Consider the following 26,525-nt stretch of genomic DNA (forward strand, 5'->3'; position numbering starts at 1 on the left):
GGCCGCCTGGCGAGACGCTCCGCAGGGCTACTGCGTGAGGTACGCCGGGGCGGCGACGGGCAGGACAAATCGGAACTCGGCGCCGCCGCCGGGGCCGCGGCCGACCTTGATGGTGCCGCCGTGGGCTTCCACGATGCCCTTGACGATGTAGAGGCCCAGGCCGGTGCCGCCGCGCTTGCTCCCCCGCCAGAAACGGGTGAAGACGCGGCCCATCGACTCCTCGGGGATACCAGGGCCTTCATCGGTCACGGTGACGGCGGTTCCCTTCTCGGTCTTCCCCGCGGCGTTCGCGAAGCTGGTCGGCGTCACGTCGATGGTGACGGTTCCCTCACCGTGTCGCACCGCATTTTCGAGCAGGTTGCCGAGGATCTGGTCAATTTTGTCCGGATCCGCCCAACAATCGGGCAGCGGCCGGCTCACACTGACCAGGAACCGCTCCGGAGCCTGCCCGTTCGCGGTGAGCGCCTGGACGTGGCGGCCCACGGCGGTGCAGATGTCGACCGGCTGACGGCGCACCTCCAGGCGGCCCGAGTCGATGCGGGAGATGTCCAGGAGCTCGGCGATGAGCCGGGTGACGCGGTTCGCGTCGGCGTCGACGGTCTCCAGCATCAACCGCTTCTGGTCGTCGGTGAACCGCTCCCACTTGGCGAGCAGGGTCGCCGTGAACCCCTTCACCGAGGTGAGCGGGGAGCGCAGCTCGTGCGCGACGGTGGCGATCAGCTCGGCGTGGCTGCGCTCGGTGCGCCGCCGGGCCTCGGTGCCCCGCAGGGTGATCACGAGCCGGCGCACCGGGCCCTTGGGGTGGGTGCGCACGTACCGGGCGGAGACGAGCACCTCGCGGCCGCCGGGGAGCAGCAGGTTGCGCTCGGGCTGTCCGCGCCGGGTGGCGAGGCCTCCGTAGGGGTCGGTCAGCGCCCACCAGCGGCGGCCTTCGAGGTCCTCCAGCGGGAGTGCGCGCTCGATCCCGAGGCCCAGGGCCTCGTCCGCCACGAGGGCCGTGATCCGGGCGGCGGCGGAGTTGAAACAGATGACCCGGCCGGAGGCGTCGGCGATCACCAGCCCGTCGGGCAGGTCGTCGGGGTCGATCCCGAGCGCGGCATGCCCGCCGTACTCGCCGTCCCCGTCCGAAGTCCCCGACGGGTCCCGTGCCGCACCCGGAACGGCGGGCCCTACGGGGCCCGCGGGCGCGGGCCCGGCCTGCGGGGGCGGGGCGGAGGCGCCCTGGGGCTGCTGCACGGGCACCCGGGCGACGGCCGCGGCCAGCTGGGACACGGTCGCCAGGACCGGTTCGCCGGCCGCCCGGGCGGCACCTGGCGAGCTGTTCGTACCGACGGTCATGTCCCCGTACCCCACATCTCCGAGGGGCACAGTGGGCTCCCCGGGCCGCCACATTACTAGCTGGGGGTCACGGAGCGGCACCCTCCGGGCGCCCGCTGTGCACGCGCGGAGGCGTACAGGCACACCGCGGCGGCCGTGGCGAGGTTCAGGCTCTCGGCCTTTCCGTGGATCGGGACCCGTACGACGGCGTCGGCGAGCGCCCTGGTCTCCTCGGGCAGGCCCCAGGCCTCGTTGCCGAAGATCCAGGCCGACGGGGTGCCCATGGTGCCCGCGTCCAGCTCGGCGTCGAGGTCGTCCGCGCCGGCCCCGTCGGCGGCGAGGATCCGCACGCCGGCCGCGCGCAGCCCCGCGACGGCCTGCTCGACGGGCACGCCGACGGCCACCGGGAGGTGGAAGAGGGAGCCCACGGAGGCCCGTACCGACTTGGGGTTGTACAGGTCCACGGAGGCGTCGGTCAGGACGACGGCGTCGGCTCCGGCGGCGTCCGCGCAGCGCAGCACCGTACCGGCGTTGCCGGGGTCGCGGACGTGCGCGAGCACGGCGACGAGCTTGGGCCGGGCCTTGAGGATCTCCTCGAACGGCGAGTCGAGGAAGTGGCAGACGCCGACCAGGCCCTGCGGCGTGACGGTCTGGGACACCTCCGCGAGCACCTCGTCGGAGGCGTAGTGGACGCGGGCTCCGGCGGTGTGCGCGGCGTCGACGATGTCGGCGTAGCGCTCGGCGGCCTCCACCGTCACGAACAGTTCGATCAGCGTGGACTCGCCGCCGGCGCCGCGGTGCTCCACGGCCTCGCGCACGGCCTGCGGGCCCTCGGCGATGAAGCGGCGGTCCTTGGTGCGGAAATTGCGTCGCGCCAGGCGCCTGGCGGCGGCCACCCGGGTGGACCGGGGGGAGATCAGCTCGGCGGGGGTGCCCATGGCGGTCGGCTCGCTTCCGTACGTACAGCGGGTGGCTGCCCTGAATCGAAGGAAATGGTGGGTCAACGCACCGGACCCGCAGGCGCGAGGCCTGCGGGTCCGGGCAAGGTACTGCAGCCTTGAGGGCGTGCTGCTCAGGCAGCGACCTTCGGGGCGTTGACGTCGGCCGGGAGGGCCTTCTGCGCGACCTCGACCAGCGCGGCGAACGCGTTGGCGTCGTTGACGGCCAGCTCGGCGAGGATCTTGCGGTCCACCTCGATGTTGGCGGCGTTCAGACCCTGGATGAGGCGGTTGTACGTCATGCCGTTCTGACGGGCAGCCGCGTTGATGCGCTGGATCCAGAGCCGACGGAAGTCGCCCTTGCGCTTCTTGCGGTCGTTGAAGTTGTAGACCAGGGAGTGGGTGACCTGCTCCTTGGCCTTGCGGTACAGGCGCGAACGCTGACCGCGGTAGCCCTTGGCCGCCTCGAGGATTGCCCGGCGCTTCTTGTGCGCGTTTACTGCCCGCTTGACGCGTGCCACTTTGTACTCCTTGTAGCGGGGCCGTGGATGACTTCACGCGGCCCGAATTCGATGGGGTCCCGGTCTTGACGTGCTCCCGCTCCCGGAAGGGGAGCGGAGAACGTCACTTGCCGAGAAGCTTCTTGATCTTCGCGGCGTCGCCGGGGGCCATCTCCGCGGTGCCGGACAGGCGGCGGGTGACACGGGACGACTTGTGCTCGAGCAGGTGGCGCTTGCCGGCGCGCTCGCGGAGCACCTTGCCGGAGCCGGTGATCTTGAAGCGCTTCTTGGTCCCGGAGTGCGTCTTGTTCTTCGGCATGGCGCCGTTATCTCCTCGTCGGTGGCGCCCCCACCGGCCCTGGTGGGGGCCGGCTCACGGGAGCGTCATGTTGTATCGGTGATCCGAGGCGGGCTGCCTCGGAATCAGGCCTGGGCAGAGGCCTCGTCCGAGGCGGCTGCCTCGTCGGTGCCGGCCTCGGCCGCGTCGGCCGCGTCGGTCGCTTCGTCGGAAGCGTCCTCGGCGTCCACGTCCTCGGCTTCGAGTGCGGCGTTCTCCGCCTCGAGCGCGGCGTCGGCGGCCAGGGCCTCGTCACCACTCTCGTCGCTGACCGCAACACCCTGGCGCTCGGCCTTGCGGGCGGCCTGCGCCTCGCGGGCTTCGGCCATCGCCTCGGTCTTCTTCTTGTGCGGACCGAGAACCATGATCATGTTTCGGCCGTCCTGCTTCGGGTTCGACTCGATGAACCCGAGGTCCTCGACGTCCGAAGCCAGACGCTGCAGCAGTCGGTAGCCGAGTTCCGGCCTGGACTGCTCGCGACCGCGGAACATGATCGTGATCTTGACCTTGTCGCCCTGCTTGAGGAACCGAACGACGTGACCCTTCTTGGTGTCATAGTCGTGCGGGTCGATCTTCGGCCGGAGCTTCATTTCCTTGATGACCGTGTGCGCCTGGTTCTTGCGCGCCTCACGGGCCTTCATGGCCGACTCGTACTTGAACTTGCCGTAGTCCATGAGCTTGCAGACCGGCGGGCGTGCGGACGCCGCGACCTCGACCAGGTCGAGGTCGTACTCCTGCGCGAGCTCAAGCGCCTTGGCAAGCGGCACGATGCCGACCTGCTCGCCACTCGGGCCGACGAGTCGTACCTCGGGAACGCGAATCCGGTCGTTGATGCGGGGCTCGGTGCTGATGGATCCTCCTCGGTAGCACCACACGGCTGCCTGGAGGACAGCCGCTGACGTTATTTCCGTCAGACCGACCGCGGCGGAGAATGAAAAAAGCCCCGCCGGGCACAGGCGGGGGCTCCAATACAACCGGAGCACCGTCGCGTGCGAACCGCGGGGCGCAAAATCGGGCAGCTTTCCATCGTCCGTACGGAACGATGGATACCACCTGACCGGTGACCCGCCTCCCGTGAGGGTGGCTGGGTGGGAGAATCGGAGCCTCCACTTGTGGCCGGGCACATAAGTGTCCGGCCGGTCGAAGTACATACTAGCACCCGCGTTGCAAGCCCGCCGCACGGCATATCGTGGGGCACATGACTGACGCGACGCCCTCCGGTTCCCCCTCCGCATCCCCGGCTTCTCCGGACTACGACGACCTGACCCGCGACATCGCGGACGTGCCGGCCGTCGAGGTCATCACCACGGTGGCCGTCCACCTGCTCAGCGCGGCGGCGGTCAACCTCGGCCTGGACAAGCCGGACTCCGAGTACAAGGACCTCGACGAGGCCCGCAAGCTGATCACCGCCCTGGCCGGCCTGGTCACCGCGAGCGCCACCGAGATCAGCTCCTTCCACGCCGCCCCGCTGCGCGACGGCCTGAAGTCCCTCCAGCTCGCCTTCCGCGAGGCCTCGCTGGTGCAGGACGAGCCGGGGCAGGGCCCGGGCGAGAAGTTCACGGGTCCCGTGTACGCGTAGCTCCGGGACCCGGGACCGGCGGGAGACCGTCGGCGGGAACAGCACGCGAAGGGCGCCTCCCGAGGCCGGGGGGCGCCCTTCGCCGTTTTCCAGGGTCAGCGCGTGAAGAGCGGCTCGCCCGGCGGGGCCGGGGCCCCCTCCGGGAGCAGGGCCAGGTCCAGTCCGCCCACGAGGCGTGCGCGCAGGGTCTCGTCGGCCGCCAGGGCCTCGGCCACCCGGCGGGCCGCCGCCGCTGCCTGCGGACCGGCCGCCAGCACGATCGCCAGGGTCCCGTCGGCGTCCGCGCCGCCCGGGCCCAGGTGGGCGCCTAGTACGGCCGGCTCGGCGGCCACGACGGCCCGTACGGCCTCGCGCACCGCGGGGTCGGCGAGCGGGCCGGCGTCCGTACGGCCTTCGGCGAGCGCGATCAGCGCGGGACCCGCCAGCTGGTACGGGACCGGTCCGGACAGGTCGAGGACGAGGGTGTCGGCCTTCTCGTGCGCGGCGGCGGCCAGCGCCTGGTGCAGCGGCACCGCCACCGGCCGGGCGGCCGGGTCCCACCGGGCCAGCGAGGCGATGGACGTGAAGGCGGGCAGCGCCCGCCGGTCCCCCGCCCGCAGGGTGGGGACGGCCATGTCGCTGGTCTTCTCGCGCGTGAGTCCGGTCTCGGGGTCGGTTTCGACCTCGCCGAGGACCGCGACGACGGGAACCAGCAGGCGGGCGTCCTTGAGGGCCGCCAGCACCTCCGGCTCCTTGGCTCTGTCCTCGGCCCAGGCGGCCAGGGCCGCGCTCAGCCGGGGGTCGGCGGAGCCGTCGTCGCCGGAGAAACCGGGGTCCGGGATGTTTTTGTTCAACTCAGCTTTGTTCGCCACAGTTCCCCGAGCCTATCCCGCGTCGGGATCCCGCCGTCCGGCCCGGGGCCGGCGGGCCAGCAGGCCGGACGCCGCGAGCAGCGCCAGCCCCGCGGCCACGCCCGCCGGAGCTCCGAAGCGGGCCCAGAACCCGGGGTCGCGCACCGGGTCGGGGCCGGCGCCGAAGTAGGGGCTCCCGGCCGGGACGGGCGGGGGCAGCACCGGTTCGGGGGCCAGCCCGTCGGCGGCCTGGAGGGCGGCGACCGGGTCCACCAGGCCGAAGCCGCGGGAGTCGTCGCGGCCGCCGGGCGGGGAGCCCGAGGCGGTGTCCTCCAGCAGGTTCTTGATCTGCGCCGGTGACAGGTCGGGGTGGGCGGCCTTGACCAGGGCGACCGCGCCGGAGACGAAGGCGGAGGCGGCGCTGGTGCCCCACCCGTCGTAGTAGGAGCGGTTGGGGTCGGCGATGACCACGCCGACGCCCGGGGCGCTGACGGTGGCGTACCAGTTGCGGGTGGAGAAGGACGCCTTCTTGTTCTTGCGGTCGACGGCCGTGACGGCGATGACCCCGGGGTAGGCGGCCGGGTACGAGATGCGGTCCCCCTCCTCGCCGCCGTTGCCCGCGGAGGCGACGACGACCACGCCCTTGCCGAGGGCGTACTGGACGGCCTCGTCCTCGGCGGCCTCGTGGTGGGCGGAGCTGCTGTCGTCGCCGAGCGAGAGGTTGATCACGTCGGCGCCGTGGTCGGCGGCCCAGCGGATGCCCTCGGCGAGCACGCCGCCCTTGTTGTCGCGGGCCTTGTCCCGGCCGGGGTCGCCCTCTTCCAGGATCACCCGGACCGGGAGGATCTTCGCCTGGGGGGCGATGCCGAGGACTCCCTTGAGGCCGAGGGAGCCGTGGCCGTGCCCGGCGATGATCCCGGCCATGGCGGTGCCGTGGCGGGCCCAGGCGCGGTCGCCGCGCCGGGCGCCCATGCCGACGAGGTCGGCGCCCTCCAGGACCTGGCCGGCCAGGTCGGGGTGGGTCGGGTCCACTCCGGTGTCGAGGACGGCCACGGTGACCCCGTCGCCCCGGGTCGTGCCCCAGGCCTCTTCGGCGCGCAGGGCCGTCAGCCCCCACTGGCGGTCGCGGATGGCGTCGGCGGCGGCCGGCGGCGCGGCGGTGACGACGAACAGGGCTCCGAGGGCGAGGGCCGCCGGGAACGGGGCGCGGCGGGTCATCGGGAAGCCTCCGGGGTCGCCGTCGGGGCCGGTGAGGTCCGCGGGGCCGGCCCGCCCGGCTCGGCCGGCTCGGCCGGGGCGGTCGCGAGGCTGCGCAGGGTGCCTTCCATCAGCTCGGCGACGGCCTTGGCCTCGTGGCCGAGGCCCGCCTTGGCCACGCGCCCCCTGGCGTCCGCGGCCATCTTCTCCTCGGCGGGGCTGGGGGCACCGAGGCGGCGGCCGTCGGCGAAGGCGGAGACGGCGTAGACGACCACCGGGGCCTCGGCGAGCACCAGCGTCTTCCACGCGGCGCGCCGGTTGTCGGGGAACCCGTAGCCGGTCGGGGCGGTCGTCAGCCGGCCGCGCAGGGCGTCCATGGCGGCGGCCTCGGCGGGGGTGAAGACCATGCCGACGGTGACCAGGGAACTGCGGGTTGCGTCGGTGTAGGTGGCGCGGAGCACGCGGGTGCACCCGGTCGCGGCGAACAGGGACCGCCAGTCGGCGGCGAGCGCGTCGGGGCAGTCGGCGTCGGCGGCGGGGGTGATCCGGGTCCACGTGCGGTCGGCGCCGCCCGGCCCGGCGCCCTGCCCGTCCAGGACGAGCGGGAACAGGGTGTCGACGGGGGTGCTGTGCCAGAGGGACGCGGCCTTGCGGTAGGCGGCGTCGGCGGACAGCGGCCGGTGCGTGGCCTGGTGGTCGGAGACGGCCTTGTAGCCGGCCGCACCGGTGAGACCGAGGCCGAGGAGGCCGCACAGGGCGGCGGCGAGGACCGTTCCCGGGCGCCGTCGTGGCGGCACCGGGGCCCGGTCGGGCGCGGTCAGGACCCCGCCGTGCGGTGTGGACGTACTCATCCGGCGGCTCAGCCCCCCGTTCCCGTCGGCTGCCTGCCCCTACTTTACGCGCCCGTCAGCGGCTGAACGTCGGCCGGGGAGGAGCGGCGGCAAACACGTTCGCACTACCGTCCCGACAGCCCGAAGGGGCATCCGGTGCCCGCGACCGAGAGGTGACCGCCGCACCCTCCCGGGCCGCTGACCTGGCCGGGCGTCCCGCGGCCTCCGTGAACCCCCTACCCACGAGTACACCCATCTGGCAGGCTGCCGCCCATGAACTCCCCCGCCGCCGACCGGGCCCGTTACGACCGGGCCACCGCCCATCTCGACGCTCCGCTCGCCCTCGTGGACCTGGACGCGTTCGACGCGAACGCCGACGACCTCGTGCGTCGCGCCGGCGGGAAGCCGGTCCGGGTGGCGAGCAAGTCCGTACGGTGCCGTGCGCTGCTCGAACGGGTCCTCGCGCGGCCCGGGTTCGCCGGGATCATGTCCTACACCCTCGCCGAGTCGATCTGGCTGGCCCGCTCGGGCTTCGAGGACGTGCTCCTCGCCTACCCGTCCGCCGACCGGGCCGGCTTCGCCGAGCTCGCCGCCGATCCGAAGCTGGCCGGCGCGGTCACGGTGATGGTCGACGACCCCGCGCAGCTGGAGCTCGTGGACCGGGCCCGCGACGGCGGCACCCAGGAGATCCGGGTCTGCCTGGAACTGGACACCGCCCTGCAGCTGTTCGGCGGCAGGGTGCGCGTCGGCGCACGCCGCTCCCCGCTGCGCGAGCCCGCCCAGCTGGCCGAGCTGGCCCGCGCGGTGAGCGCCCGGCCGGGCTTCCGGGTGGTCGGGCTGATGGGCTACGAGGGCCACGTGGCCGGGGTCGGCGACGCGCTCGCGGGGCGTCCGCTGAGGTCGCGCGCCATCCGGCTGATGCAGGGCGCGGCCCGCAGGGAGCTGGCCGCCCGCCGGGCCGAGGCCGTACGGGCCGTGCGCGCGGTGGTCCCGGACCTGGAGTTCGTCAACGGCGGCGGCACCGGAAGCGTCCAGCAGACCGCCGCCGAGGACGCGGTCACGGAGATCGCCGCCGGCTCGGGGCTGTACGTGCCGCGGTTGTTCGACAACTACACCTCGTTCAGCGGCCGTCCGGCGGCCCTCTTCGCCCAGCCGGTGGTCCGCCGGCCGGGGGTCGGGGTGGTCACGGTGCTCGGCGGCGGGTACCCGGCCTCCGGCGCGCCCGGCGCGGACCGGCTGCCGGTTCCGTACCTCCCCGAGGGGCTGCGCTACGACCCCCAGGAGGGGGCCGGCGAGGTGCAGACCCCGCTGCTCGGCAGCCCGGCCGACGATCTGCTGATCGGCGACCGGGTCTGGTTCCGGCACGCGAAGGCCGGTGAACTGTGCGAGCGCTTCGACACCTTGCACCTGGTCCAGGGCGACCGGGTGACGGCCTCCGCCCCGACCTACCGGGGCGAGGGCCGCACCTTCCTCTGAGAGCGCCTCAGAAGACGGAGTCCGTCTGGTCCGGGATGACGCCGGCGTCATCCCGGAGCACGGGCCCCGGGGTGCCGTCGCGGCCGGTGAAGCCGGTGGTCGCGCAGGGGTACGGCGCGGCCTTCCGCTTCTTGGGCTGGATGAACATCGGGTTCACGATCCACTTGCCGTCGCTGTTGTCGTAGGCGCGGCACATCAGCTCGTTCTTGTTGCGGTTGACGGCGAGCCGCAGCACGGTCGCGTCCCGCAGGAACGAGATGTCGGTGTCGGAGTCGCCCGCGGCGAACACCTGGCGGCGGGCAGCGGGCCGGACCTTCTCGGCCGCGGCGCCGCGGACCCCGAAGACCTCCTTGTTGATCCAGCAGCGCTTGCCGTCGATGTACGAGATCATCGTGTCGGCGCCGTCCGCGACGGACCCGCAGCCCTGTAGGTGGGAGGTGAACTTCCCGCCGTACGTGGTGGTGTTGCGGATGCCGATGACGTGCCCGGCGTCGATGCCCACGCCCTCGGCCCACACCTCGACGACCGGCTGCGGCGAGGCCGAGCTGATCCAGACGTCGAAGCCGGCCTTCCGCAGCGCGCCGATGAGTTCCTTCTGCTGGTCGTAGTAGCGCACCCAGCCAGTGGCGGTGGTGGTGCCGACCCGTTGCTGGGCGTCGACCGGGGCGGCCAGGTTCTCGGCCCGCGCGGCGGCCGTGAAGCCGCGGATCTCGCGCGCGGTCCAGCCCTGCATGAGCTGCGGCAGCCAGGCGTAGGTGGGCTCGAACGTACGGCGGTCCCAGCCGGCGAAGGCGGGGGCGGCCGCCCGGGTGGCGGCGGTGCCGTAGACGGCGTTGATCTCGTCGGCGCAGCCGGCGCCCTCCGGGGTGCCGGTGGGCAGCGGGGCGCCGGGCTTCGCGAGGGCGCCGCAGGCCTCGGCCAGGGCCTGGGCGGCGGCCGGGGTGAGGTGGCGGCTGGTGCCGGTCCAGTCGCCCCCGGCGGGCTGGCGGATCTTGCCGTTGCGCAGCAGCCAGAACATCTGGGCGTCGCCCACGTCGTTCTTGACGACGGTGTTGTCCCAGTCGAAGACCGCGACGGGCTTGTTCCGGTTCGGCCGGTACGGGTCGCACGTCCCGTAGTCGTCGATGAGCCGCTGGAGCCGGGCCCGGTTGTCCCCGTGCCAGTCGGCCTCGAGCTGCGGGGTGGTGCAGTGGGCGCGGGCCGCCTGGGCGGCGGGTGCGGCGGCCACGAGGGTGCCGGCGGCTATCGCGGCGGCGGCGCCGACGGCCTGGAGCCGCCGTACGGAACGGAATCCGGTCACTGAGATGAGTTCTCCTGGTTCTTCCACAAGATCGTCTCGGACGGTGGAGCACGACAGCCGGGCGTCTTGCGACGCCCGGCTGTCGGGGAGGTGCGGTCCGGGTGACCCTCGGCCCGGCGGGCCGCGCGGGCCTGCCGGGGCCTACAGGGGGGTGACGTACGCGCCGGAGATGCCGCCGTCGACCAGGAAGTCGGTGGCGTTGATGAAGGAGGAGTCGTCGCTCGCGAGGAAGGCGACGGCTGCGGCGATCTCGGTGGGCTCGGCGAACCGGCCCAGCGGGATGTGCACGATCCGGCGGGCGGCCCGCTCCGGGTCCTTGGCGAACAGCTCCTGCAGGAGCGGGGTGTTGACGGGCCCGGGGCAGAGCGCGTTGACGCGGATGCCCTCGCGGGCGAACTGCACGCCGAGCTCGCGCGACATGGCCAGCACGCCGCCCTTGGAGGCGGTGTAGGAGATCTGCGAGGTGGCGGCGCCCATCCGGGCCACGAAGGAGGCGGTGTTGATGATCGAGCCCCGGCCCTGGCGCTGCATGTAGGGCAGGGCGGCCTTGCAGCAGAGGTAGACGGAGGTGAGGTTGACGTCCTGGACCCGCTTCCAGGCCTCCAGGCCCGTGGTGAGGATCGAGTCGTCGTCCGGGGGCGAGATGCCGGCGTTGTTGAAGGCGATGTCCACGGAGCCGTAGGTGTCGAAGGCCGTCTTGAACAGGGCCTCGACCTCCTCCGGGCTGGTGACGTCGACCTTGACGAAGGTGCCGCCGACCTCCTCGGCGGCGGCCTTGCCCGCGGTCTCGTCGATGTCCCCGCAGACGACGTTGGCGCCTTCGGAGGCGAGCCGTCGGGCGGTGGCGAGGCCGATGCCGCTGCCGGCTCCGGTGATGACGGCGGTACGGCCGACCAGGCGGCGGCAGACGATCTCTTCGGTGCGCTCGATGCTCATGCTCTTCAGGCCTCCGTGCTGATGAAGACGTTCTTGGTCTCGGTGAATGCGGTGAGGGAGTCGGGTCCGAGCTCGCGCCCGAGTCCGGACTGCTTGTAGCCGCCGAAGGGGGTCCAGTAGCGGACGCTGCTGTGGGAGTTGACCGACAGGTTGCCAGCGGCGACGGCGCGCGAGACGCGCAGCGCGCGGCCCACGTCGCGGGTCCACAGGGAGCCTGCGAGGCCGTAGTCGGTGGCGTTGGCCAGGCGTACGGCGTCCTCCTCGTCCTCGAAGGGCAGGACGACGGCGACCGGTCCGAAGACTTCTTCGGTGGCCACGGCGGCGGTGGGGTCGACGCCGGTGACCAGGGTCGGGGGGTACCAGAAGCCGGGGCCTTCGGGGGCGGTGCCCCGGACGACGTCGAGGTCACCGGTGACGTAGGACCGTACGCGGTCCAGTTGGACCCGCGAGATCAGCGGCCCCATCTGCGTGTTCTCGTCGTACGGGTCTCCGACGACCACCTTCTCGACGGCGGGGGCGAGCAGCTCCATGAACCGGTCGTACGCGGAGCGCTGTACGAGGATCCGCGTGCGGGCGCAGCAGTCCTGTCCGGTGTTGTCCAGGAAGGACATGGGGGCCGAGGCCGCCGCCGCCTCCAGGTCCGCGTCGGCGAAGACGATGTTGGGGTTCTTGCCGCCGAGTTCGAGGGTGAGGCGCTTCACCCGGTCGGCGCACTTGGCCATGATCCGCTTGCCGATCCGGGTGGAGCCGGTGAACACGATCTTGGCCACCCCCGGGTGCTCGACGAGGGCGTCGCCCGCGACCTCGCCCCGGCCGGGCAGCACCTGGAAGAGGTGCTCGGGGAGTCCGGCCTCCAGGGCGAGCTCGGCGAGGCGCAGCGCGGTGAGCGGGGTGGTCTCGGCGGGCTTGAGGATGACCGCGTTGCCGGCGGCCAGCGCGGGGGCCAGGCCCCAGGCGGCGATCGGCATGGGGAAGTTCCACGGCGCGATCACGCCGATGACGCCGAGCGGTTCGAGGAACGTGACGTCGATGCCTCCGGCGACGGGGATCTGGCGGCCGGAGAGCCGTTCCACTCCCCCGGCGGCGAAGTCGAGCACGTCACGGACGTTGCCGGCCTCCCAGCGGGCGTTGCCGATGGTGTGGCCCGCCTCCCGGACCTCCAGCAGCGCCAGCTCCTCCGTGTGCCCGTCGACGACGGCGGCGAAGCGGCGCAGCAGCCTGGCCCGGTCGGCGGGCGCGGCCGCCGCCCAGGCCCGCTGGGCGGCGGTGGCCCGTGCGACGGCGGCGTCGACGTCGTCCCGTGTGGCGGCCGGGACGACGGCGACGAGTTCCTCGGTGGCCGGATTCAAGACTTCCAGCGCATCGGACACGTGGTGGCCTTTCAGACGTTCGGGTGCGGTGGGTGCGGTGGGTCCGGTAATGCGGTGCGGCAGGGCGGCGGATGCCGGGACAGCTCCGGCCCGCTCGGCACGACGCCCCCTAGAGGCGTTCGAAGGAGCGGCGCAGTTCCCAGTCGGTCACGGCGGAGTCGTACGCGTCCAGCTCGACGCGGGCCATGTTCCGGTAGTGGGCGACGACCTCCGGGCCGAAGGCGGCCTTGGCGATCTCGCTGTTCTCCCAGAGCTCGGCGGCCTCGCGCAAGGTGGTGGGGACGTGCGCGAAGTCGGCGGTGTAGGCGTTGCCGGCGCAGGGCTCGGGCAGCTCCAGGCGGTTCTCGATGCCGTAGATCCCGGCCGCGACCAGGCCGGCGACCGCGAGGTACGGGTTGACGTCGCCGCCGGGCAGGCGGTTCTCGAAGCGCATGGAGCGGCCGTGGCCGACCACGCGGAGTGCGCAGGTCCGGTTGTCCACGCCCCAGGCGACGGCGGTCGGCGCGAAGGATCCCGGCTGGAAACGCTTGTACGAGTTGATGTTGGGGGCGTAGAGAAGGGAGAAGTCGCGCAGCGCGGCGAGCTGGCCGGCCAGGAAGTGGCGCATCACGGGTGACATACCGCCGTGATCGGCCGCGTCCGGGCCCTCGCCGGCCATCGCGCTGCGTCCGTCGGCATCGTTGAGCGAGAGGTGGATGTGACAGGAGTTGCCCTCGCGCTCGTCGAACTTGGCCATGAAGGTGAGCGAGACGCCCTCCTGGGCGGCGATCTCCTTGGCCCCCGTCTTGTAGACGGAGTGCTGGTCACAGGTGGTCAGCGCCTCGTCGTAGCGGAAGACGATCTCGTGCTGGCCGAGGTTGCACTCGCCCTTGGCCGACTCCACGACCAGGCCTGCGGCCTGCATCTCGTTGCGGATGCGGCGCAGCAGGGGTTCGACGCGGCCGGTCCCGAGGAGGGAGTAGTCGGTGTTGTACTGGTTGGCGGGGGTCAGGCCGCGGTAGTCGGAGTTCCAGGCCTGCTCGTAGGTGTCGAGGAAGACCATGAACTCCAGCTCGGTGCCCACCATCGCGGTGTAGCCGTGTTCGCCGAGGCGGTCGAGCTGGCGGCGCAGGATCTGCCGGGGCGCGGCGACCACGGGCGAGCCGTCGTTCCAGGCGAGGTCGGCGAGGAGGAAGGCGCTGCCCGGGTTCCAGGGGATCCGGCGCAGGGTGGCGAGGTCGGGGTGCATGGCGAAGTCGCCGTAGCCCCGGTCCCAGGAGGACATCTCGTACCCGTCGACGGTGTTCATCTCCGTATCGACGGCGAGGAGGTAGTTGCAGCCCTCGGTGCCGTGCTGGAGGACGTCGTCGAGGAAGAACTGTGCGGCGAACCGCTTGCCCTGGAGGCGCCCCTGCATGTCGGGGAAGCCCAGGACCACTGTGTCGATTTCACCGCTGGCGACGAGAGCACGGAGCTCCTCGGGCGAAAGCGGCGGCTTGCGGTCTACCACGGGATTCTCTCCTTCGGTGAGCCGAGAGGGCCTAAGGTATTGAATAGAACCATTGCTTGGGAAGGGGAGGAGCCCACATGACCGATACGGCGAGCGAAGGCGACGCGGTCGCCCGGCTCAATCCCGTACTGCGACAGGTGCGGGCGGGCAACGGTTTCGAGGAGGCGCTGGAGCAGATCCTCCAGGTGGTCCGGCTCGGACTGGTACCGGGCGGGGAACGACTGCCGCCGGAGCGCGAGTTGGCCGAGCGGATGGGGATCAGCCGGGTGACGCTCCGCGAGGTGCTGAAGGTGCTCCAGGACCAGGGCCTGGTGGAGGCCCGGCGCGGACGGTACGGCGGAACGTTTGTGCTGTCCCGCCCCGACACGCCGGCCGGGGGCACCGAGGAGGAGCTGCGGCGCCGGGTCGCGGGCGTGGACATCGAGGACGTGCTGCGCTTCCGCGAGGTCCTGGAGGTGGGGGCGGCCGGCCTGTGCGCCTCCCAGGGACTGTCGGAGCGGGACACCGACCGGCTGCTCGGCGCGCTGACCGCCACCCACGACGCCCCGCTGCCCGACTACCGCCGCCAGGACACGCTCTTCCACCTCACGCTGTGCGAACTCGCCGGATCCGCCACCCTGACGGCCCAGTACGCGGCGGTCCGCGCCACCGTGAACGACCTGCTGGACTGCATCCCGCTGCTGGTGCGCAACCTGGAGCACTCGCAGCAGCAGCACAGCGCGCTGGTGGAGGCGGTGCTGGAGCGGGACCCGGAGGCGGCGCGCGAGGTGATGCGCGAGCACTGCTGCGGCACGGCCGCGCTGCTGCGGGGGTTCCTGACCTGATCGGAACCGTTCCGGCCGATCCGGTCGATCCGGCCGATCCGGCCGATCCGGACCGAGAGGCATTCGTAACCCCTGTTTAACGCAGGGGTCTTGCGCCCGCCACGCCCGAGCGGCAAAGGTACGCCCCACAACCATTGCCCTAGGCAGGAGCGCACATGGCCGACGACACCGGCGCACGGCTGGCAGCCGTGCCCGAACCCACCCAGTCGCCCGAGAACGGCACCGACGGCTACCTGGAGCGCCGCACCCTGCGCCGCGGCAGCGCCGGCTGGCTGCTGCTGACCGGTCTCGGCGTCGCGTACGTGGTCTCCGGCGATTTCTCCGGCTGGAACATCGGCCTCGCCCAGGGCGGTTTCGGCGGCCTCGCCATCGCCACCGTCCTGATGGGCGTCATGTACGCCTGCCTCGTCTACTCCCTCGCCGAACTGTCGGCGATCCTGCCCACCGCAGGCGGCGGCTACGGGTTCGCCCGCCGGGCGCTCGGCACCTGGGGCGGCTTCCTCACCGGCACCGCGATCCTCATCGAATACATCCTCGCCCCGGCCGCCATCGCCATCTTCATCGGCGACTACGTGGAGTCCCTCAACCTCTTCGGCCTCACCTCGGGCTGGCCGGTCTACCTCGCCTGCTTCGTCGTCTTCATCGGCATCCACCTGTGGGGCGTGGGCGAGGCCCTGAGCTTCTCGCTCGTCGTCACCGCCATCGCCGTGATCGCGCTGGTCGTCTTCGCCGTCGGCGCGTTCACCCAGTTCGACCCCGCCAACCTCGACAACATCGCGGTCGACACCACCGCCGCCGGCGCGAGCTCCTGGCTTCCGCTGGGCATCCTCGGGATCTGGGCCGCCTTCCCCTTCGGCATGTGGTTCTTCCTCGGCGTCGAGGGCGTGCCGCTGGCCGCAGAAGAGGCCAAGGACCCGGTCCGGTCCGTACCGCGCGCCCTGTCGATCTCCATGGGCATCCTGGTCCTGCTCGCCCTGGTCACCTTCCTCGCCTCGACCGGTGCGCGCGGCGCCGACGCCCTCAAGGACGCGGGCAACCCGCTGGTCGTCGCCCTGGAGGGCGACCCCGGCCTCTCCTGGCTGAAGACGTTCGTCAACTACGCGGGTCTGGCCGGCCTGGTGGCCTCCTTCTTCTCCCTCATCTACGCCGGCTCCCGCCAGCTGTTCGCCCTCTCCCGGGCGGGCTACCTGCCCCGCTTCCTCTCCCTGACCTCGAAGCGCAAGGCCCCCTACCTGGGCCTGCTCATCCCCGGCGCCATCGGCTTCGCGCTGGCCGCCGCCACCGGCAACGGCCCGCGCATGCTGAACATGGCGGTGTTCGGGGCGACCATCTCCTACGCGCTGATGGCCCTCTCCCACATCGTGCTCCGGCGCCGCGAGCCCGGCCTGGAACGCCCGTACCGCACCCCGGGAGGCATCGCGACCTCCACGGTGGCCTTCGTCCTCGCCCTCTCCGCCCTGGTCGCCACCTTCCTGGTGGACAAGGACGCGGCGTTCATCGCCCTGGCCGTGTACGCGGTCGCCCTCGCCTACTTCGCGTTCTACAGTCGGCACCGCCTGGTCGCCTCCGCGCCGGAGGAGGAGTTCGCGGCGCTGGCGGAAGCCGAGGCCGAACTCTCCCGCGACTGATCCCCGCCCGCCGTCCTCCGGAGGTATCCCCCGTGCCCAGGCCGCTCATCGGCATCACCACCTACGTCGAGCGATCCACCCGCTACGGGGTGTGGGACGTCCCGACCGCCCTCATCCCCACCGGGTACTACGAGCTCGTCCAGGCCTCGGGCGGCACCGCCGTCCTGCTCCCGCCGGACGAACCGGAGGCGGCGGCGGAGGTGCTCCGCCGGCTGGACGGCCTGATCGTCGCGGGCGGCCCGGACATGGACCCGGCCCGGTACGGCGCCCCGCGCGATCCCCGTACCGGACCGGCGGCCGCCCAGCGCGACGCGTGGGAGCTCTCCCTGATCTCCGCCGCGCTGGCCTCCCACACGCCCCTGCTCGGCATCTGCCGCGGCATGCAGGCGCTGAACGTGGCCCTGGGCGGCACCCTGACCCAGCACATCGACGGCCACGTGGCGAGCCCGGGCGTGGTCTCCTGGCACCCGGTCCGCCCGGTCCCCGGCACGCTGTACGCGGCGCTGGTCCCGGAGGACTCGGACGTCCCGACCTACCACCACCAGGCCGTCGACCGTCTGGGCCGGGGCCTGATCGCCTCCTCCCACGCCACCGACGGCACGGTGGAGTCCATCGAACTCCCCGCCCCCGCCCCCTGGACCCTGGGCGTCCAATGGCACCCGGAACTGGACAAGGACACCCGCGTGATGTCGGCCCTGATCACAGCGGCATCCGAGAGGACCGGATCCAGGCCATTCCAGCCCTCCGGCGCTTGAGGACCGGGCCCAGGCCATTCCAGCCGTCCGGCGCTTGAGGACCGGGGTCTGGGGCGGAGCCCCAGGGGGTCCGGGCGCAGCCCGGTACCCCTCCCCAGCCCGTCCGGCGTTTGAGGACCGGGTCAGGGCAGCGCCCTGGGAACGGAGGAAGGGCGGGTAGGGGACTCCGCCCCGCAGGGCCGCCACCGGGCTCAGCGCCGGGTCAGCGACAGCAGGTCCCGCGCGGGCCCCGCCGGCCGCGCCCCCGCCGGCCACACCGCCCGCAGCTCCCGCTCCAGCCCCGCCCCGAGCACCGGCACGCACACCAGCCGCCGCCCCGCCAACTCGTCCCCGACCGCCAGTTCCGACAGCACGCACGGCCCGGCCCCGCTCACCGCCGCCGCCTTCACCGCCGTGGTGGAGGCCAGTTCCAGCAGCGGCTCCGCCAGCCCCCCGCACCCGGCCAGCGCCGCGTCCAGGACCTGCCGGGTCCCCGACCCCCGTTCCCGCAGGATCAGCGGGGTCGCCGCCAGCTCCGCCGGCTCCACCCCGCGCGAGCGCCGCGCCCACGGGTGCCCGGGAGCCACCGCCACCACGAGGCGGTCCTGCGCGATGACCACCGAGTCCAGTCCCTCCGGCACCCTCAGGCCCTCCACGAACCCGAGGTCCGCCTCGTGCGCCAGCACCCGCTCCGCCACCACCGCCGAGTTCCCCGCGTGCAGCGACACCGCCGTGTCGGGACGCTGCCCGCGCAGCGCGATCAGCCAGCCGGGCAGCAGGTACTCCGCGATGGTCATGCTGGCCGCGACCCGCAGCCGGGAGTCGCGGCGGCCCCGTAGCGCCTGCGCGCCCGCGTCGAAGGCCTCGGCCGCCTCCACCACCCGCCGGGCCCAGTCCGTGACCAGCGCGCCTTCCGCGGTCAGCGTCGACCCGCGCGGGGAGCGGTCCACGAGCGCGACACCGAGCCGGGTCTCCATCGCCCGGATCCGGCTGCTGGCGGCGGGCTGGGTGATCCCGAGCCGGCGCGCGGCGGCGCTGAGACTGCCCACGCGCGCGACCGCGAGCAGCAGTTCCATGGCGCCCAGGTCCGGGACCCGGTGCGCCAGCGGGAGCTGCCCCTCGGTCCAGTCCTCATTTCCGTACCCATTCCCCATAACTTCACTTTATGCCCTCATAGGAAGAGACCCTCTGCCGTCCGTTGCCGCCCGGCGGGACGCTGGACCCATGGCCACCACCCTCGTACACCCCCGTCCCGTCACCCCCGGGACCGCAGCCCTCCGCACGGGACACCACAAGGCTCCCTCCCTGCGGCACCTCGGCCCCAACTGGTACGCCTCCGTCATGGGCACGGCGATCATCGCCAATGCCGGCGCGACCCTCCCGTACCAGCTCCCCGGCCAGCGCGTGGTCTGCCTGATCTTCTGGGTGCTGGCCGCCGCCGCCCTCGCGGTCCTGCTGACCGCCCGGGCCGGCCACTGGCTCCACCACCGCGACCAGGCCCGCGCCCACCTCCTGGACCCCGCCGTGGCCCCCTTCTACGGCTGCCTGTCGATGGCCCTGCTGGCCGTCGGCGGCGGCACCCTCATCGTCGGCAAGGACCTCATCGGCGTCCCCGCCGCCGTCGCCGTGGACACGGTCCTGTTCACCGCCGGCACCGCGATAGGCCTCCTCGCGGCCGTCACCGTCCCCTACCTGATGGTGGTCCGCCACAAGGTCGAGGCCCACCAGGCCACCCCCGTCTGGCTGCTCCCCGTGGTCGCCCCCATGGTCTCCGCCGCGCTCGGGCCCCTGCTCATCCCCCATCTGCCCGCCGGCCAGGCCCGCGAGGCCATGCTGCTCGGCTGCTACGCGATGTTCGGCCTCAGCCTGCTCGCCACCCTGCTGCTGCTCCCCCTGATCTTCGGCCGCCTGATCGTCAGCGGCCCCCTCCCCCTGGCCCTCACCCCCACCCTGTTCCTGGTCCTGGGCCCCCTCGGCCAGTCCACCACCGCGGTGAACTCCCTCGCGGACATGGCTCCCCAGTCGATGGCCGGCCCCTACTCCGGCGGCTTCTCCGCCTTCGCGGTCGTCTACGGGGTCCCCGTGATGGGATTCGCCCTGCTGTGGCTGGCTCTGGCCGCGGCGATGCTGCTGCGGGCCGCCCGGAACGGCATGGGGTTCGCCATGACCTGGTGGGCGCTGACCTTCCCCGTCGGCACCTGTGTCACCGGCGCCGCCGGACTGGCCCGGCACACCGGCCTCACCGCCTTCTCCTGGCTGGCCGCGGCCCTCTTCCTGGCCCTGCTGACCGCCTGGCTCCTGGCCGCCGCGAACACCCTGCGCGGCCTCACCTCCGGCCGCCTGCTGGCCGCGCCCCGCTAAGCGCAGCCCCCAGCACCGCCGGGGCCTCGGCCAGCGAAGGGCCGTACCAGGTCAGGTGGCGGCCGTCGACGAACGCGGCCGGGATACCGGGGAAGGCCTCGGGCCCGTCCCCGGCGGTGAAGCGGTACGGCTCGTCCGGGAAGACCACGAGCTCGCAGCCGGCGGCGGCCAGCTCGGCCGCCGGGATCCTCGGGTACCGCTCCGCGTGCCCGGCGTAGGCGTTGCGCACGCCGAGACGGGCCAGCAGGTCCCCGGCGAAGGTGTCTCGGCCCAGCACCATCCAGGGCCGCCGCCAGACTGGCACGAAGGCCGTCCGCGCTTGCCCGGCCGGCTCGGCGCGGGCCCACGCGGCCTCCGCGTCCGCCAGCCACCGGGGCCGCTCCAGCCCCATGGCCCCCACCAGCACCCGGTCCAGTTCGGAGAACGCCTGCGGGAGGTCCCGTACCTCGGTGACCAGGACCTCCAGGCCGGCCGCCCGCAGCGCCGCCAGGTCCGGAGCCCGGTTCTCCTCCTCGTTGGCGAGGACCAGGTCCGGGCGCAGCTCCGAGATCGCCCGTACGTCGGGGTTCTTCGTCCCCCCGACGCGCGCCACGTCCCGCAGACCGGCGGGGTGCGTGCACCAGTCGGTCACCCCGGCCAGCGCCCCGGGCGCGCTCACGGCCACCGCCTCGGTCAGGGACGGCACCAGCGAGACGACCCGCATGCCGGTCAGTGTCCCGGCGAGGGCGGTTCGGAGGTCGCGTGGATGTGCTCGCCGACCGCGACGATCAGGATCCGGGTGTCCTCGGTGACGGCCCGCCAGCGGTGGCGCACCCCGCCGGACAGGAACAGCGCGTCGCCGTTCTCCAGCCGGTACGCCCGCCCCTCGGCCTCCACCTGGCAGGCGCCCGCGACCACGTACATCAGCTCGTCGTTGCGGTGCTGGTACTCGCGGCCCGCGTCCTGGTCCCCGGTGAACTCCAGCGCGTGCAACTGGTGGTGCCCGCGCACCAGGGGCCGTACGCCGGGGACGGGGGTCAGCCCCGACTCGTCGCCGGCCCGTACGAGGTCCACGGTGCGCGCGGTGTCGGACGCGGCCAGCAGTTCGACGGCCGTGGTCTCCAGCGCGTCGGCGACCCGCTCCAGGGACCGCATGCTGGGCCGGGCCCGCTCGTTCTCTATCTGGCTCAGGAAGGGAACCGACAGTCCGCTGCGCGCGGACACGGCGGCGAGGGTCAGGTGCAGGGCCCGGCGCCTCTTGCGCACGGCCACGCCCACCCGGAGCGGTTCCTTGGAATCCTTGTCCCGATCCCGGTCCTTGTCGTCCGCGCCGGTCGTCACTTCGCGTCCGTTCCTGCCGTCGGTGCCGTCCCTGTCGTCCATGGCGGGGCTGCCCTCCCCTTGTTCCGGGTGGTCCGGTCCATCGCACATCGCACGTCGGTGTGCTGTAAGCACCTTACGCAGCAACCGGCTCCGGTTTCGCGCCCAAGAGCGGAGGAGGCCGTACCCGCGCCACTTTCCGTTTGCCCCCAGTGCATCATCGTGACCGTGACGACGACACGACGCCTGATGCTCCTGGACACCGCTTCCCTCTACTACCGCGCGTACTTCGGCGTGCCGGAATCCGTGAAGGCCCCCGACGGCACTCCGGTCAACGCCGTCCGCGGCCTGCTCGACTTCATCGGCCGCCTCGTGCAGGACCACCGGCCCGACGACCTGGTGGCCTGCATGGACGCCGACTGGCGCCCCCACTGGCGGGTGGAACTCATCCCCTCCTACAAGGCCCACCGGGTCGCGCAGGAGACGCCGAGCGGTCCGGACGTCGAGGAGACCCCGGACACCCTGGCCCCGCAGGTCCCGATCATCGAGGCGGCCCTGGACGCCTTCGGCATCGCCCGGGTGGGGGTCGCCGGGTACGAGGCCGACGACGTGATCGGCACCCTGACCGGCCGCGCCACCGGCCCGGTGGACATCGTCACGGGCGACCGCGACCTGTACCAGCTGGTCGACGACGCCAAGCAGCGCCGGGTCCTGTACCCGCTGAAGGGCGTGGGCTCCCTCCAGGTGACCGACGAGGCCTGGCTCCGCGAGAAGTACGGGGTGGACGGCCCCGGCTACGCGGACCTGGCGCTGCTGCGCGGAGATCCGAGCGACGGCCTGCCGGGCGTACCGGGCATCGGCGAGAAGACCGCGGCGAAGCTCCTGGACGCCTACGGGGACCTGGCCGGGATCATCGCGGCGATCGAGGACCCGACGTCGAAGCTGACCCCCGCCCAGCGCAAGCGGCTGGACGAATCCAGGCCTTATCTCGCGGTTGCCCCGAAGGTGGTCCAGGTCGCTTCGGACGTTCCTCTTCCGCCGTTCGACCCGGCGCTCCCGGCCGTTCCCGCCCAGCCGGATCTCGTCGCGGCGCTCGCGCACAGGTGGGGCCTGAGTGGCGCCGTTGAGCGTCTGGGCAGCGCACTGCGCACCTGAGGTGCTAACTTAGGTAATCCTAAGCTTCACGGAGTCAGGGTCGGAGAGTCAGGGAGTCGTCGTGGCAGAAGGACGCGCCCGCAAGGTCGGCACCGCGGTGGTCGTGCGGACCGAGCGGTTGGGTCCGCACATGGTGCGGATCGTGCTGGGCGGTGCGGGGCTGGCCGGATTCGGTGCGGGCAGATACACCGACCACTACGTGAAACTGCTCTTCGCGCCGGCCGGCGTCACCTACACCACCCCCTGGGACCTGGACCGGATCCGGGCGGTTCACCCGCGCGAGGAGTGGCCGCGCCAGCGCGCGTACACGGTGCGCGCCTGGGACCCGGCCCGCCTGGAGCTGACCCTCGACTTCGTGGTCCACGGCGACGAGGGGCTGGCCGGCCCCTGGGCGGCCCGCGTCCAGCCGGGTGAACTCGTACGCTTCCTCGGTCCGGGCGGCGCCTACGCCCCGGACCCGGGCGCCGGCTGGCACCTGCTCGTCGGCGACGAGAGCGCCCTGCCCGCGATCGGCGCGGCGATGGAGCGGATGCCCGCCGGGGCGCGGGTCCACGCGCTCGTGGAGGTCCAGGGCCCGGACGACGAGCAGAACCTCGCCACCCCCGACGGCATCGTCCCGATCTGGATCCACCGAGGCTCCCGCCCGGTCGGGGAGGCGCTGACCGAGGCCGTCCAGGTGATGGCCTTCCCCTCCCCCGACGTACACGCTTTCGTGCACGGCGAGGCCGGCTTCGTCAGAGCCCTGCGCCGCCACCTGCGCATCGACCGCGGCATCCCGCGCGAACGCCTGTCCATCTCGGGCTACTGGCGTCTGGGAGAGACCGACGAGGGCTGGCGCGCGATCAAGCGGGACTGGAACGCGGAAGTCGAAGCCGAGCAGGAACGCACCCTGGCCAGCGCCTCGTCCTGACCCGTCGGCGAGGGGCTCCCCGGACGGATCCGGGGCCCCCGCCCACCCAGGACACCCCGCTCGCCCATGCCCCGCGCCCATGCCCCCGCGCGCGCATCCCCCCGCGCCCATGCCCCCGCCCCGCCCATGACACCCCGCCCGCCCGGCATCCCGCGGCGAGCGGCCCCGTGAGGCGGGGTCACCCGGTCGGCGGGACAATGAGCCCATGCGTACGCTCCGCGCATTCACGGCAGCCGGAGCAGCCGCCCTCCTGGCCACCGCCGGGACGGCGACCGCCGCGCCGAGCCCGCCGCCCGCGCCCACCGCCCAGCTCACCGACGCCCAAGTCGACACGGCGGTGCGGCGCCTCGACGCGACCGTCGCCGAGATGATGCGCCGTACGGGAGTCCCCGGCGTCTCCGTCGCCGTCGTCCACGACGACAAGGTGGTCTACCTCAAGGGCTTCGGCCTGCGCCGCGTCGGCGACCCGGCCGCGGTGGGCCCCGACACCGTCTTCCAGGTGGCCTCGCTCTCCAAGCCCATCTCCTCCACCGTCGCCGCCGGGGTCCTCAAGGAGCCCGGCGACTTCGACCGGCACACCGAACTCCCCGGCTTCGCCCTCAAGGACCCGTGGGTGACCTCGCACGTCACCACCGCCGACCTGCTCTCCCACCGCAGCGGCCTGCCCGACCACGCCGGCGACCTCCTCGAGGACCTCGGCTACGACCAGGCGAACATCCTCGACCACCTGCGCCTGGCGCCGCTGACCCCCTTCCGCGCGAGCTACGCCTACACCAACTACGGGTTCACCGCCGCCGCCGAGGCGATCGCCCGCTCCCAGGGCACCACCTGGCAGAAGCTCAGCGCCGACACGCTCTTCAAGCCCGCCGGCATGACGCACACCAGCACCGAGTTCCAGGCCTTCGTCGACGCCCCCGACCGCGCCGCCACCCATGTGAAGGCCGCGCCCGACGGCACGAAGGGCGACGGCACCTGGACCCCCCGCTACGTCCGCGACCCCGACGCCCAGGCCCCGGCCGGCGGGGTGAGCAGCACGGCCCGCGACATGTCCCGCTGGCTGCGCCTCCAGCTCTCCGGCGGCACCCTCGACGGCAAGCGGATCATCCCCGCCGACACCCTCGCCCGCACCCACCTGCCCGAGATCGTGTCGCAGCCGCCCGCCTCCCCCACCGGCCGCACCGGCTTCTACGGGCTGGGCTGGAACGTCGGCTACGACGACGCGGGCCGCCTGCGCCTGAGCCACTCCGGCGCCTTCGCCCTCGGCGCCAACACCAGCGTCAGCATGCTCCCGCTGGAGAAGCTCGGCATCGTCGTCCTCACCAACGGCGCCCCCGTCGGCCTCCCCGACGCCGTCGCCGCCGACTTCTTCGACACCGCCGAACACGGGAAGGCCACCACCGACTGGCTGGCCCTGACGGGCGCCCTCTACGCCCGGATCGACGCGGAGGGCCGCTCCGCCACCGACTACGCCCGCCCGCCCACCGGGGCGAAGCCGGCCGGGGAGGACTCCGCGTACACCGGTACGTACGACAACCCCTACTACGGCAAGGCCACCGTGGCGGCCACGAGCGGGGGCGAGCTGACCCTGTCCCTCGGCCCGGAACCGATGGTCTTCCCCCTCACCCACTACGACGGGGACACCTTCAGCTACGAGACCGCCGGGGAGAACGCGGTCGGCCGCACCGGGGTGTTCTTCTCCCCCGCCGACCGCACGGTCCGCATCGAGTACCTGGACGCCGACCACCTGGGCACCTTCACCCGCAGCTAGGCCGTCTCTTGCGGATCTTGCCCGGCCCGCGCCGCCCGGCACCGCACCTCGCCGCATAGCCTGTACCCGGTGAAGCGCAGATCCCACATCCCCGACGCGCCCCTGCCCCAGGTCTCCGGCATCGACCCGGTCCGCATGCGGCTGCCCCCCGACCCGGACGGGACCTGGCCGGACCTCGGCTCCTACCTCACGGCACGCTACGAGGGCACGCGCGGGGCCGAGTCCATGGCCCGCCTGCTGCGGGACGGCCGGGTACTGGGCGCCGGCGGCCGGGTGCTGCGGCCGGGGGACCCGTACGAGCCCGGCGGCTTCCTGTGGTTCCACCGGGACATGCCGCCCGAGCCCGTGGTGCCCTTCCCCATCGGGGTCGTCTACCGCGACGAGCACCTGCTGGTGGCCGACAAACCGCACTTCCTGGCCACCACCCCGCGCGGCAGCCACGTCTTCCAGACGGCCCTGGCCCGGCTCCGGGTGGAGCTCGGCCTGCCCGCGCTGAGCCCCGCGCACCGGCTGGACCGGATGACCGCCGGGCTGGTGCTGTTCAGCATCCGCCCCGAGGACCGGGGCGCCTACCAGCTGATGTTCCAGGAGCGCCGGATCCGCAAGGAGTACGAGGCGCTCGCGCCCCACGACCCGGCGGTGGAGTTCCCCCGGACCCTGCGCAGCCACATCGAGAAGGTCCGCGGGGTGATGGCGGCGACGGAGGTCGCGGGCGCCGAACCCAATGCCGAGACCCTGGCCGAACTCCTCGAGGTCAGGGGGGACACCGGACGCTACCGGCTGACCCCGCACACCGGACGCACCCACCAGCTCCGGGTGCACATGAACAGCCTGGGCCTGCCGATCCTGGGCGACCCGGTCTATCCGGTGGTCCGCGATCCGGCGCCCGACGACTACCGCCGTCCGCTCCAGCTCCTGGCCCGCACCCTGGAGTTCACCGATCCGGTCACCGGGATCGCGCACCGGATCGAGAGCGGCCGCGCCCTGCGGGCATGGGAGGACCGGCCGGGCTGGGAAGCGGGATCCGGGGCCTAGGACGGCGAGGGCTAGCGGCGGCCGACGTCCGCGATCCGCAGCGCCGCGTCGGCGGTGGCTTCCGCGAAGGCGGCCACCGGGCGCGCCGGATCGGAGCGGTGGATCAGCATCACGCCCTCGATGAGACCGAAGACGAGGTCGTTGCGGAGAACCAACGCGGCCCGGTCACCGGCGAGTTCGGCCCCGACGCGGGTGCCGTTGAGCAACTCCCGGTAGATGTCCTTGAGTTCCTGGCGCATCCGGCGGAAGCGGGCGAAGCGCGCCCCTGAGACCTCGGGCAACAGGTAGAGCGCGCCCAGGTTGTACGGCCCCCCGCAGAGCAGCATCACGTCCGAGCGGCACAGCTCCCAGAGCCGGCGGGCGGCCGGCGGGCCTGCGTCCCGGACCAGCCGGCGGGCCAGCTCCAGGGAGGGCGCGACCGTGGACTCCAGGAGTTCGGCGAGGAGTTCCTCCTTGCCGCCGAAGTAGTGGTACATCGTGGCCTGGCGCATTCCGGCCCGTTCGGCCACGGCCCGCGTGGTGGTGGCCGCATACCCCTTCACCGTGAACAGTTCGGCCGCCGCGTAGAGGAGTTCCTCGCGCGGCGGCCGCCCGCTCGCCGGTCTCAGCTGATCGGCGCGTGGCCGACCGACCCGTCTCGGCCCGTCATCCGTTCCACCAGTCATGGCCTGATTTTGCCACGGGACACACCGAATCGATCATGGCAAGAGGT

General features: G+C 73.0%; 26 protein-coding genes. 10 read left to right on the forward strand and 16 right to left on the reverse strand.

What is annotated here, in order from left to right:
- Window positions 1-27 precede the first annotated feature (27 nt).
- From AC6CKD_RS21960 to infC, 5 genes are all read right to left on the reverse strand, one after another.
- Window positions 28-1,392: a sensor histidine kinase gene (locus tag AC6CKD_RS21960; RefSeq protein ID WP_498329181.1), complete on the reverse strand. Its 1,365-nt coding sequence runs from the start codon at window positions 1,390-1,392 to the stop codon at window positions 28-30.
- 2 nt (window positions 1,393-1,394) lie between these two features.
- On the reverse strand, window positions 1,395-2,255 hold the full coding sequence (locus tag AC6CKD_RS21965; RefSeq protein ID WP_498329182.1) for a TrmH family RNA methyltransferase: 861 nt from the start codon (window positions 2,253-2,255) through the stop codon (window positions 1,395-1,397).
- Between the two features lie 134 nt (window positions 2,256-2,389).
- Window positions 2,390-2,776 carry a 50S ribosomal protein L20 gene (rplT, locus tag AC6CKD_RS21970; protein ID WP_214948116.1) on the reverse strand — a complete coding sequence of 129 codons (387 nt, stop codon included), beginning with the start codon at window positions 2,774-2,776 and terminating at the stop codon, window positions 2,390-2,392.
- Between the two features lie 103 nt (window positions 2,777-2,879).
- The gene (rpmI, locus tag AC6CKD_RS21975; protein WP_498329183.1) at window positions 2,880-3,074 is read right to left on the reverse strand and encodes a 50S ribosomal protein L35; all 195 of its coding nucleotides are present in this window, start codon (window positions 3,072-3,074) and stop codon (window positions 2,880-2,882) included.
- 104 nt (window positions 3,075-3,178) lie between these two features.
- Entirely contained in the window at window positions 3,179-3,967 is a 789-nt protein-coding gene (gene infC / locus AC6CKD_RS21980) for a translation initiation factor IF-3 (protein WP_498329344.1), read from the reverse strand.
- A 323-nt stretch (window positions 3,968-4,290) separates the two neighbouring features.
- Here infC and AC6CKD_RS21985 point away from each other — a divergent pair, with 323 nt between their 5' ends.
- Window positions 4,291-4,671 (forward strand): DUF1844 domain-containing protein, encoded by a 381-nt coding sequence (locus AC6CKD_RS21985; protein ID WP_498329185.1) that lies wholly within the window; start codon window positions 4,291-4,293, stop codon window positions 4,669-4,671.
- Between the two features lie 95 nt (window positions 4,672-4,766).
- Here AC6CKD_RS21985 and AC6CKD_RS21990 read toward each other — a convergent pair whose 3' ends face one another.
- The 3 genes from AC6CKD_RS21990 to AC6CKD_RS22000 are packed head-to-tail and all read right to left on the reverse strand — an operon-like array spanning window position 4,767 to window position 7,549.
- Window positions 4,767-5,504 (reverse strand): SseB family protein, encoded by a 738-nt coding sequence (locus tag AC6CKD_RS21990; protein WP_498329186.1) that lies wholly within the window; start codon window positions 5,502-5,504, stop codon window positions 4,767-4,769.
- Window positions 5,505-5,534: 30 nt separating this feature from the next.
- Entirely contained in the window at window positions 5,535-6,719 is a 1,185-nt protein-coding gene (gene mycP / locus AC6CKD_RS21995; RefSeq protein ID WP_498329188.1) for a type VII secretion-associated serine protease mycosin, read from the reverse strand.
- Window positions 6,716-7,549 (reverse strand): hypothetical protein, encoded by an 834-nt coding sequence (locus AC6CKD_RS22000; protein WP_498329190.1) that lies wholly within the window; start codon window positions 7,547-7,549, stop codon window positions 6,716-6,718. Before AC6CKD_RS22000 ends, mycP begins: the two co-directional genes overlap by 4 nt.
- A 252-nt stretch (window positions 7,550-7,801) precedes the next feature.
- Here AC6CKD_RS22000 and AC6CKD_RS22005 point away from each other — a divergent pair, with 252 nt between their 5' ends.
- Window positions 7,802-9,004 carry an amino acid deaminase/aldolase gene (locus tag AC6CKD_RS22005; RefSeq protein WP_498329191.1) on the forward strand — a complete coding sequence of 401 codons (1,203 nt, stop codon included), beginning with the start codon at window positions 7,802-7,804 and terminating at the stop codon, window positions 9,002-9,004.
- 7 nt (window positions 9,005-9,011) lie between these two features.
- Here the strand turns inward: AC6CKD_RS22005 and AC6CKD_RS22010 are convergent, their stop codons facing one another.
- From AC6CKD_RS22010 to AC6CKD_RS22025, 4 genes are all read right to left on the reverse strand, one after another.
- The gene (locus AC6CKD_RS22010; protein ID WP_498329193.1) at window positions 9,012-10,304 is read right to left on the reverse strand and encodes a haloacid dehalogenase-like hydrolase; all 1,293 of its coding nucleotides are present in this window, start codon (window positions 10,302-10,304) and stop codon (window positions 9,012-9,014) included.
- Between the two features lie 141 nt (window positions 10,305-10,445).
- Complete coding sequence (locus AC6CKD_RS22015; protein WP_498329195.1) at window positions 10,446-11,240, reverse strand: 3-oxoacyl-ACP reductase; 795 nt, start codon at window positions 11,238-11,240, stop codon at window positions 10,446-10,448.
- 5 nt (window positions 11,241-11,245) lie between these two features.
- Window positions 11,246-12,610, reverse strand: a complete 1,365-nt coding sequence (locus tag AC6CKD_RS22020) for an aldehyde dehydrogenase family protein (protein ID WP_498329196.1) — start codon at window positions 12,608-12,610, stop codon at window positions 11,246-11,248.
- Window positions 12,611-12,719: 109 nt separating this feature from the next.
- Complete coding sequence (locus AC6CKD_RS22025) at window positions 12,720-14,099, reverse strand: glutamine synthetase family protein (protein ID WP_498329198.1); 1,380 nt, start codon at window positions 14,097-14,099, stop codon at window positions 12,720-12,722.
- Window positions 14,100-14,176: 77 nt separating this feature from the next.
- On the opposite strand from AC6CKD_RS22025, the gene AC6CKD_RS22030 reads away from it, so the two are divergent.
- The 3 genes from AC6CKD_RS22030 to AC6CKD_RS22040 all read left to right on the forward strand — a co-directional run bounded on the left by AC6CKD_RS22030 (window position 14,177) and on the right by AC6CKD_RS22040 (window position 17,306).
- The gene (locus AC6CKD_RS22030) at window positions 14,177-14,923 is read left to right on the forward strand and encodes a FadR/GntR family transcriptional regulator (protein WP_498329200.1); all 747 of its coding nucleotides are present in this window, start codon (window positions 14,177-14,179) and stop codon (window positions 14,921-14,923) included.
- A 155-nt stretch (window positions 14,924-15,078) separates the two neighbouring features.
- Entirely contained in the window at window positions 15,079-16,551 is a 1,473-nt protein-coding gene (gene eat, locus AC6CKD_RS22035) for an ethanolamine permease (protein WP_498329202.1), read from the forward strand.
- 32 nt (window positions 16,552-16,583) lie between these two features.
- Window positions 16,584-17,306, forward strand: a complete 723-nt coding sequence (locus AC6CKD_RS22040) for a gamma-glutamyl-gamma-aminobutyrate hydrolase family protein (protein ID WP_498329203.1) — start codon at window positions 16,584-16,586, stop codon at window positions 17,304-17,306.
- Between the two features lie 191 nt (window positions 17,307-17,497).
- Here AC6CKD_RS22040 and AC6CKD_RS22045 read toward each other — a convergent pair whose 3' ends face one another.
- A complete protein-coding gene (locus tag AC6CKD_RS22045) occupies window positions 17,498-18,439 on the reverse strand; it encodes a LysR family transcriptional regulator (RefSeq protein WP_478687972.1) in 942 nt (313 codons plus the stop codon).
- A 70-nt stretch (window positions 18,440-18,509) separates the two neighbouring features.
- On the opposite strand from AC6CKD_RS22045, the gene AC6CKD_RS22050 reads away from it, so the two are divergent.
- Window positions 18,510-19,646, forward strand: coding sequence for a TDT family transporter (locus AC6CKD_RS22050; RefSeq protein WP_498329205.1), 1,137 nt, complete (start codon window positions 18,510-18,512; stop codon window positions 19,644-19,646).
- Here AC6CKD_RS22050 and AC6CKD_RS22055 read toward each other — a convergent pair.
- Window positions 19,612-20,349: a helical backbone metal receptor gene (locus AC6CKD_RS22055; protein ID WP_498329206.1), complete on the reverse strand. Its 738-nt coding sequence runs from the start codon at window positions 20,347-20,349 to the stop codon at window positions 19,612-19,614. The genes AC6CKD_RS22050 and AC6CKD_RS22055 overlap by 35 nt on opposite strands.
- Window positions 20,350-20,354: 5 nt before the next feature.
- Window positions 20,355-21,008 (reverse strand): helix-turn-helix domain-containing protein, encoded by a 654-nt coding sequence (locus AC6CKD_RS22060; RefSeq protein ID WP_498329208.1) that lies wholly within the window; start codon window positions 21,006-21,008, stop codon window positions 20,355-20,357.
- Between the two features lie 186 nt (window positions 21,009-21,194).
- On the opposite strand from AC6CKD_RS22060, the gene AC6CKD_RS22065 reads away from it, so the two are divergent.
- The 4 genes from AC6CKD_RS22065 (at window position 21,195) to AC6CKD_RS22080 (ending at window position 25,813) form a co-directional block, all read left to right on the forward strand.
- Window positions 21,195-22,100 (forward strand): 5'-3' exonuclease, encoded by a 906-nt coding sequence (locus tag AC6CKD_RS22065; RefSeq protein ID WP_498329346.1) that lies wholly within the window; start codon window positions 21,195-21,197, stop codon window positions 22,098-22,100.
- Between the two features lie 61 nt (window positions 22,101-22,161).
- Window positions 22,162-23,010 (forward strand): siderophore-interacting protein, encoded by an 849-nt coding sequence (locus AC6CKD_RS22070; protein WP_498329210.1) that lies wholly within the window; start codon window positions 22,162-22,164, stop codon window positions 23,008-23,010.
- A 205-nt stretch (window positions 23,011-23,215) separates the two neighbouring features.
- A complete protein-coding gene (locus AC6CKD_RS22075) occupies window positions 23,216-24,778 on the forward strand; it encodes a serine hydrolase (protein WP_498329211.1) in 1,563 nt (520 codons plus the stop codon).
- 69 nt (window positions 24,779-24,847) lie between these two features.
- Window positions 24,848-25,813: an RluA family pseudouridine synthase gene (locus AC6CKD_RS22080; protein ID WP_498329213.1), complete on the forward strand. Its 966-nt coding sequence runs from the start codon at window positions 24,848-24,850 to the stop codon at window positions 25,811-25,813.
- Between the two features lie 11 nt (window positions 25,814-25,824).
- On the opposite strand, the gene AC6CKD_RS22085 is transcribed toward AC6CKD_RS22080, so the two are convergent.
- Window positions 25,825-26,478 (reverse strand): TetR/AcrR family transcriptional regulator, encoded by a 654-nt coding sequence (locus AC6CKD_RS22085; RefSeq protein WP_498329215.1) that lies wholly within the window; start codon window positions 26,476-26,478, stop codon window positions 25,825-25,827.
- Window positions 26,479-26,525: the final 47 nt, after the last annotated feature.

It is taken from the genome of Streptomyces sp. GQ60 (assembly GCF_059758875.1).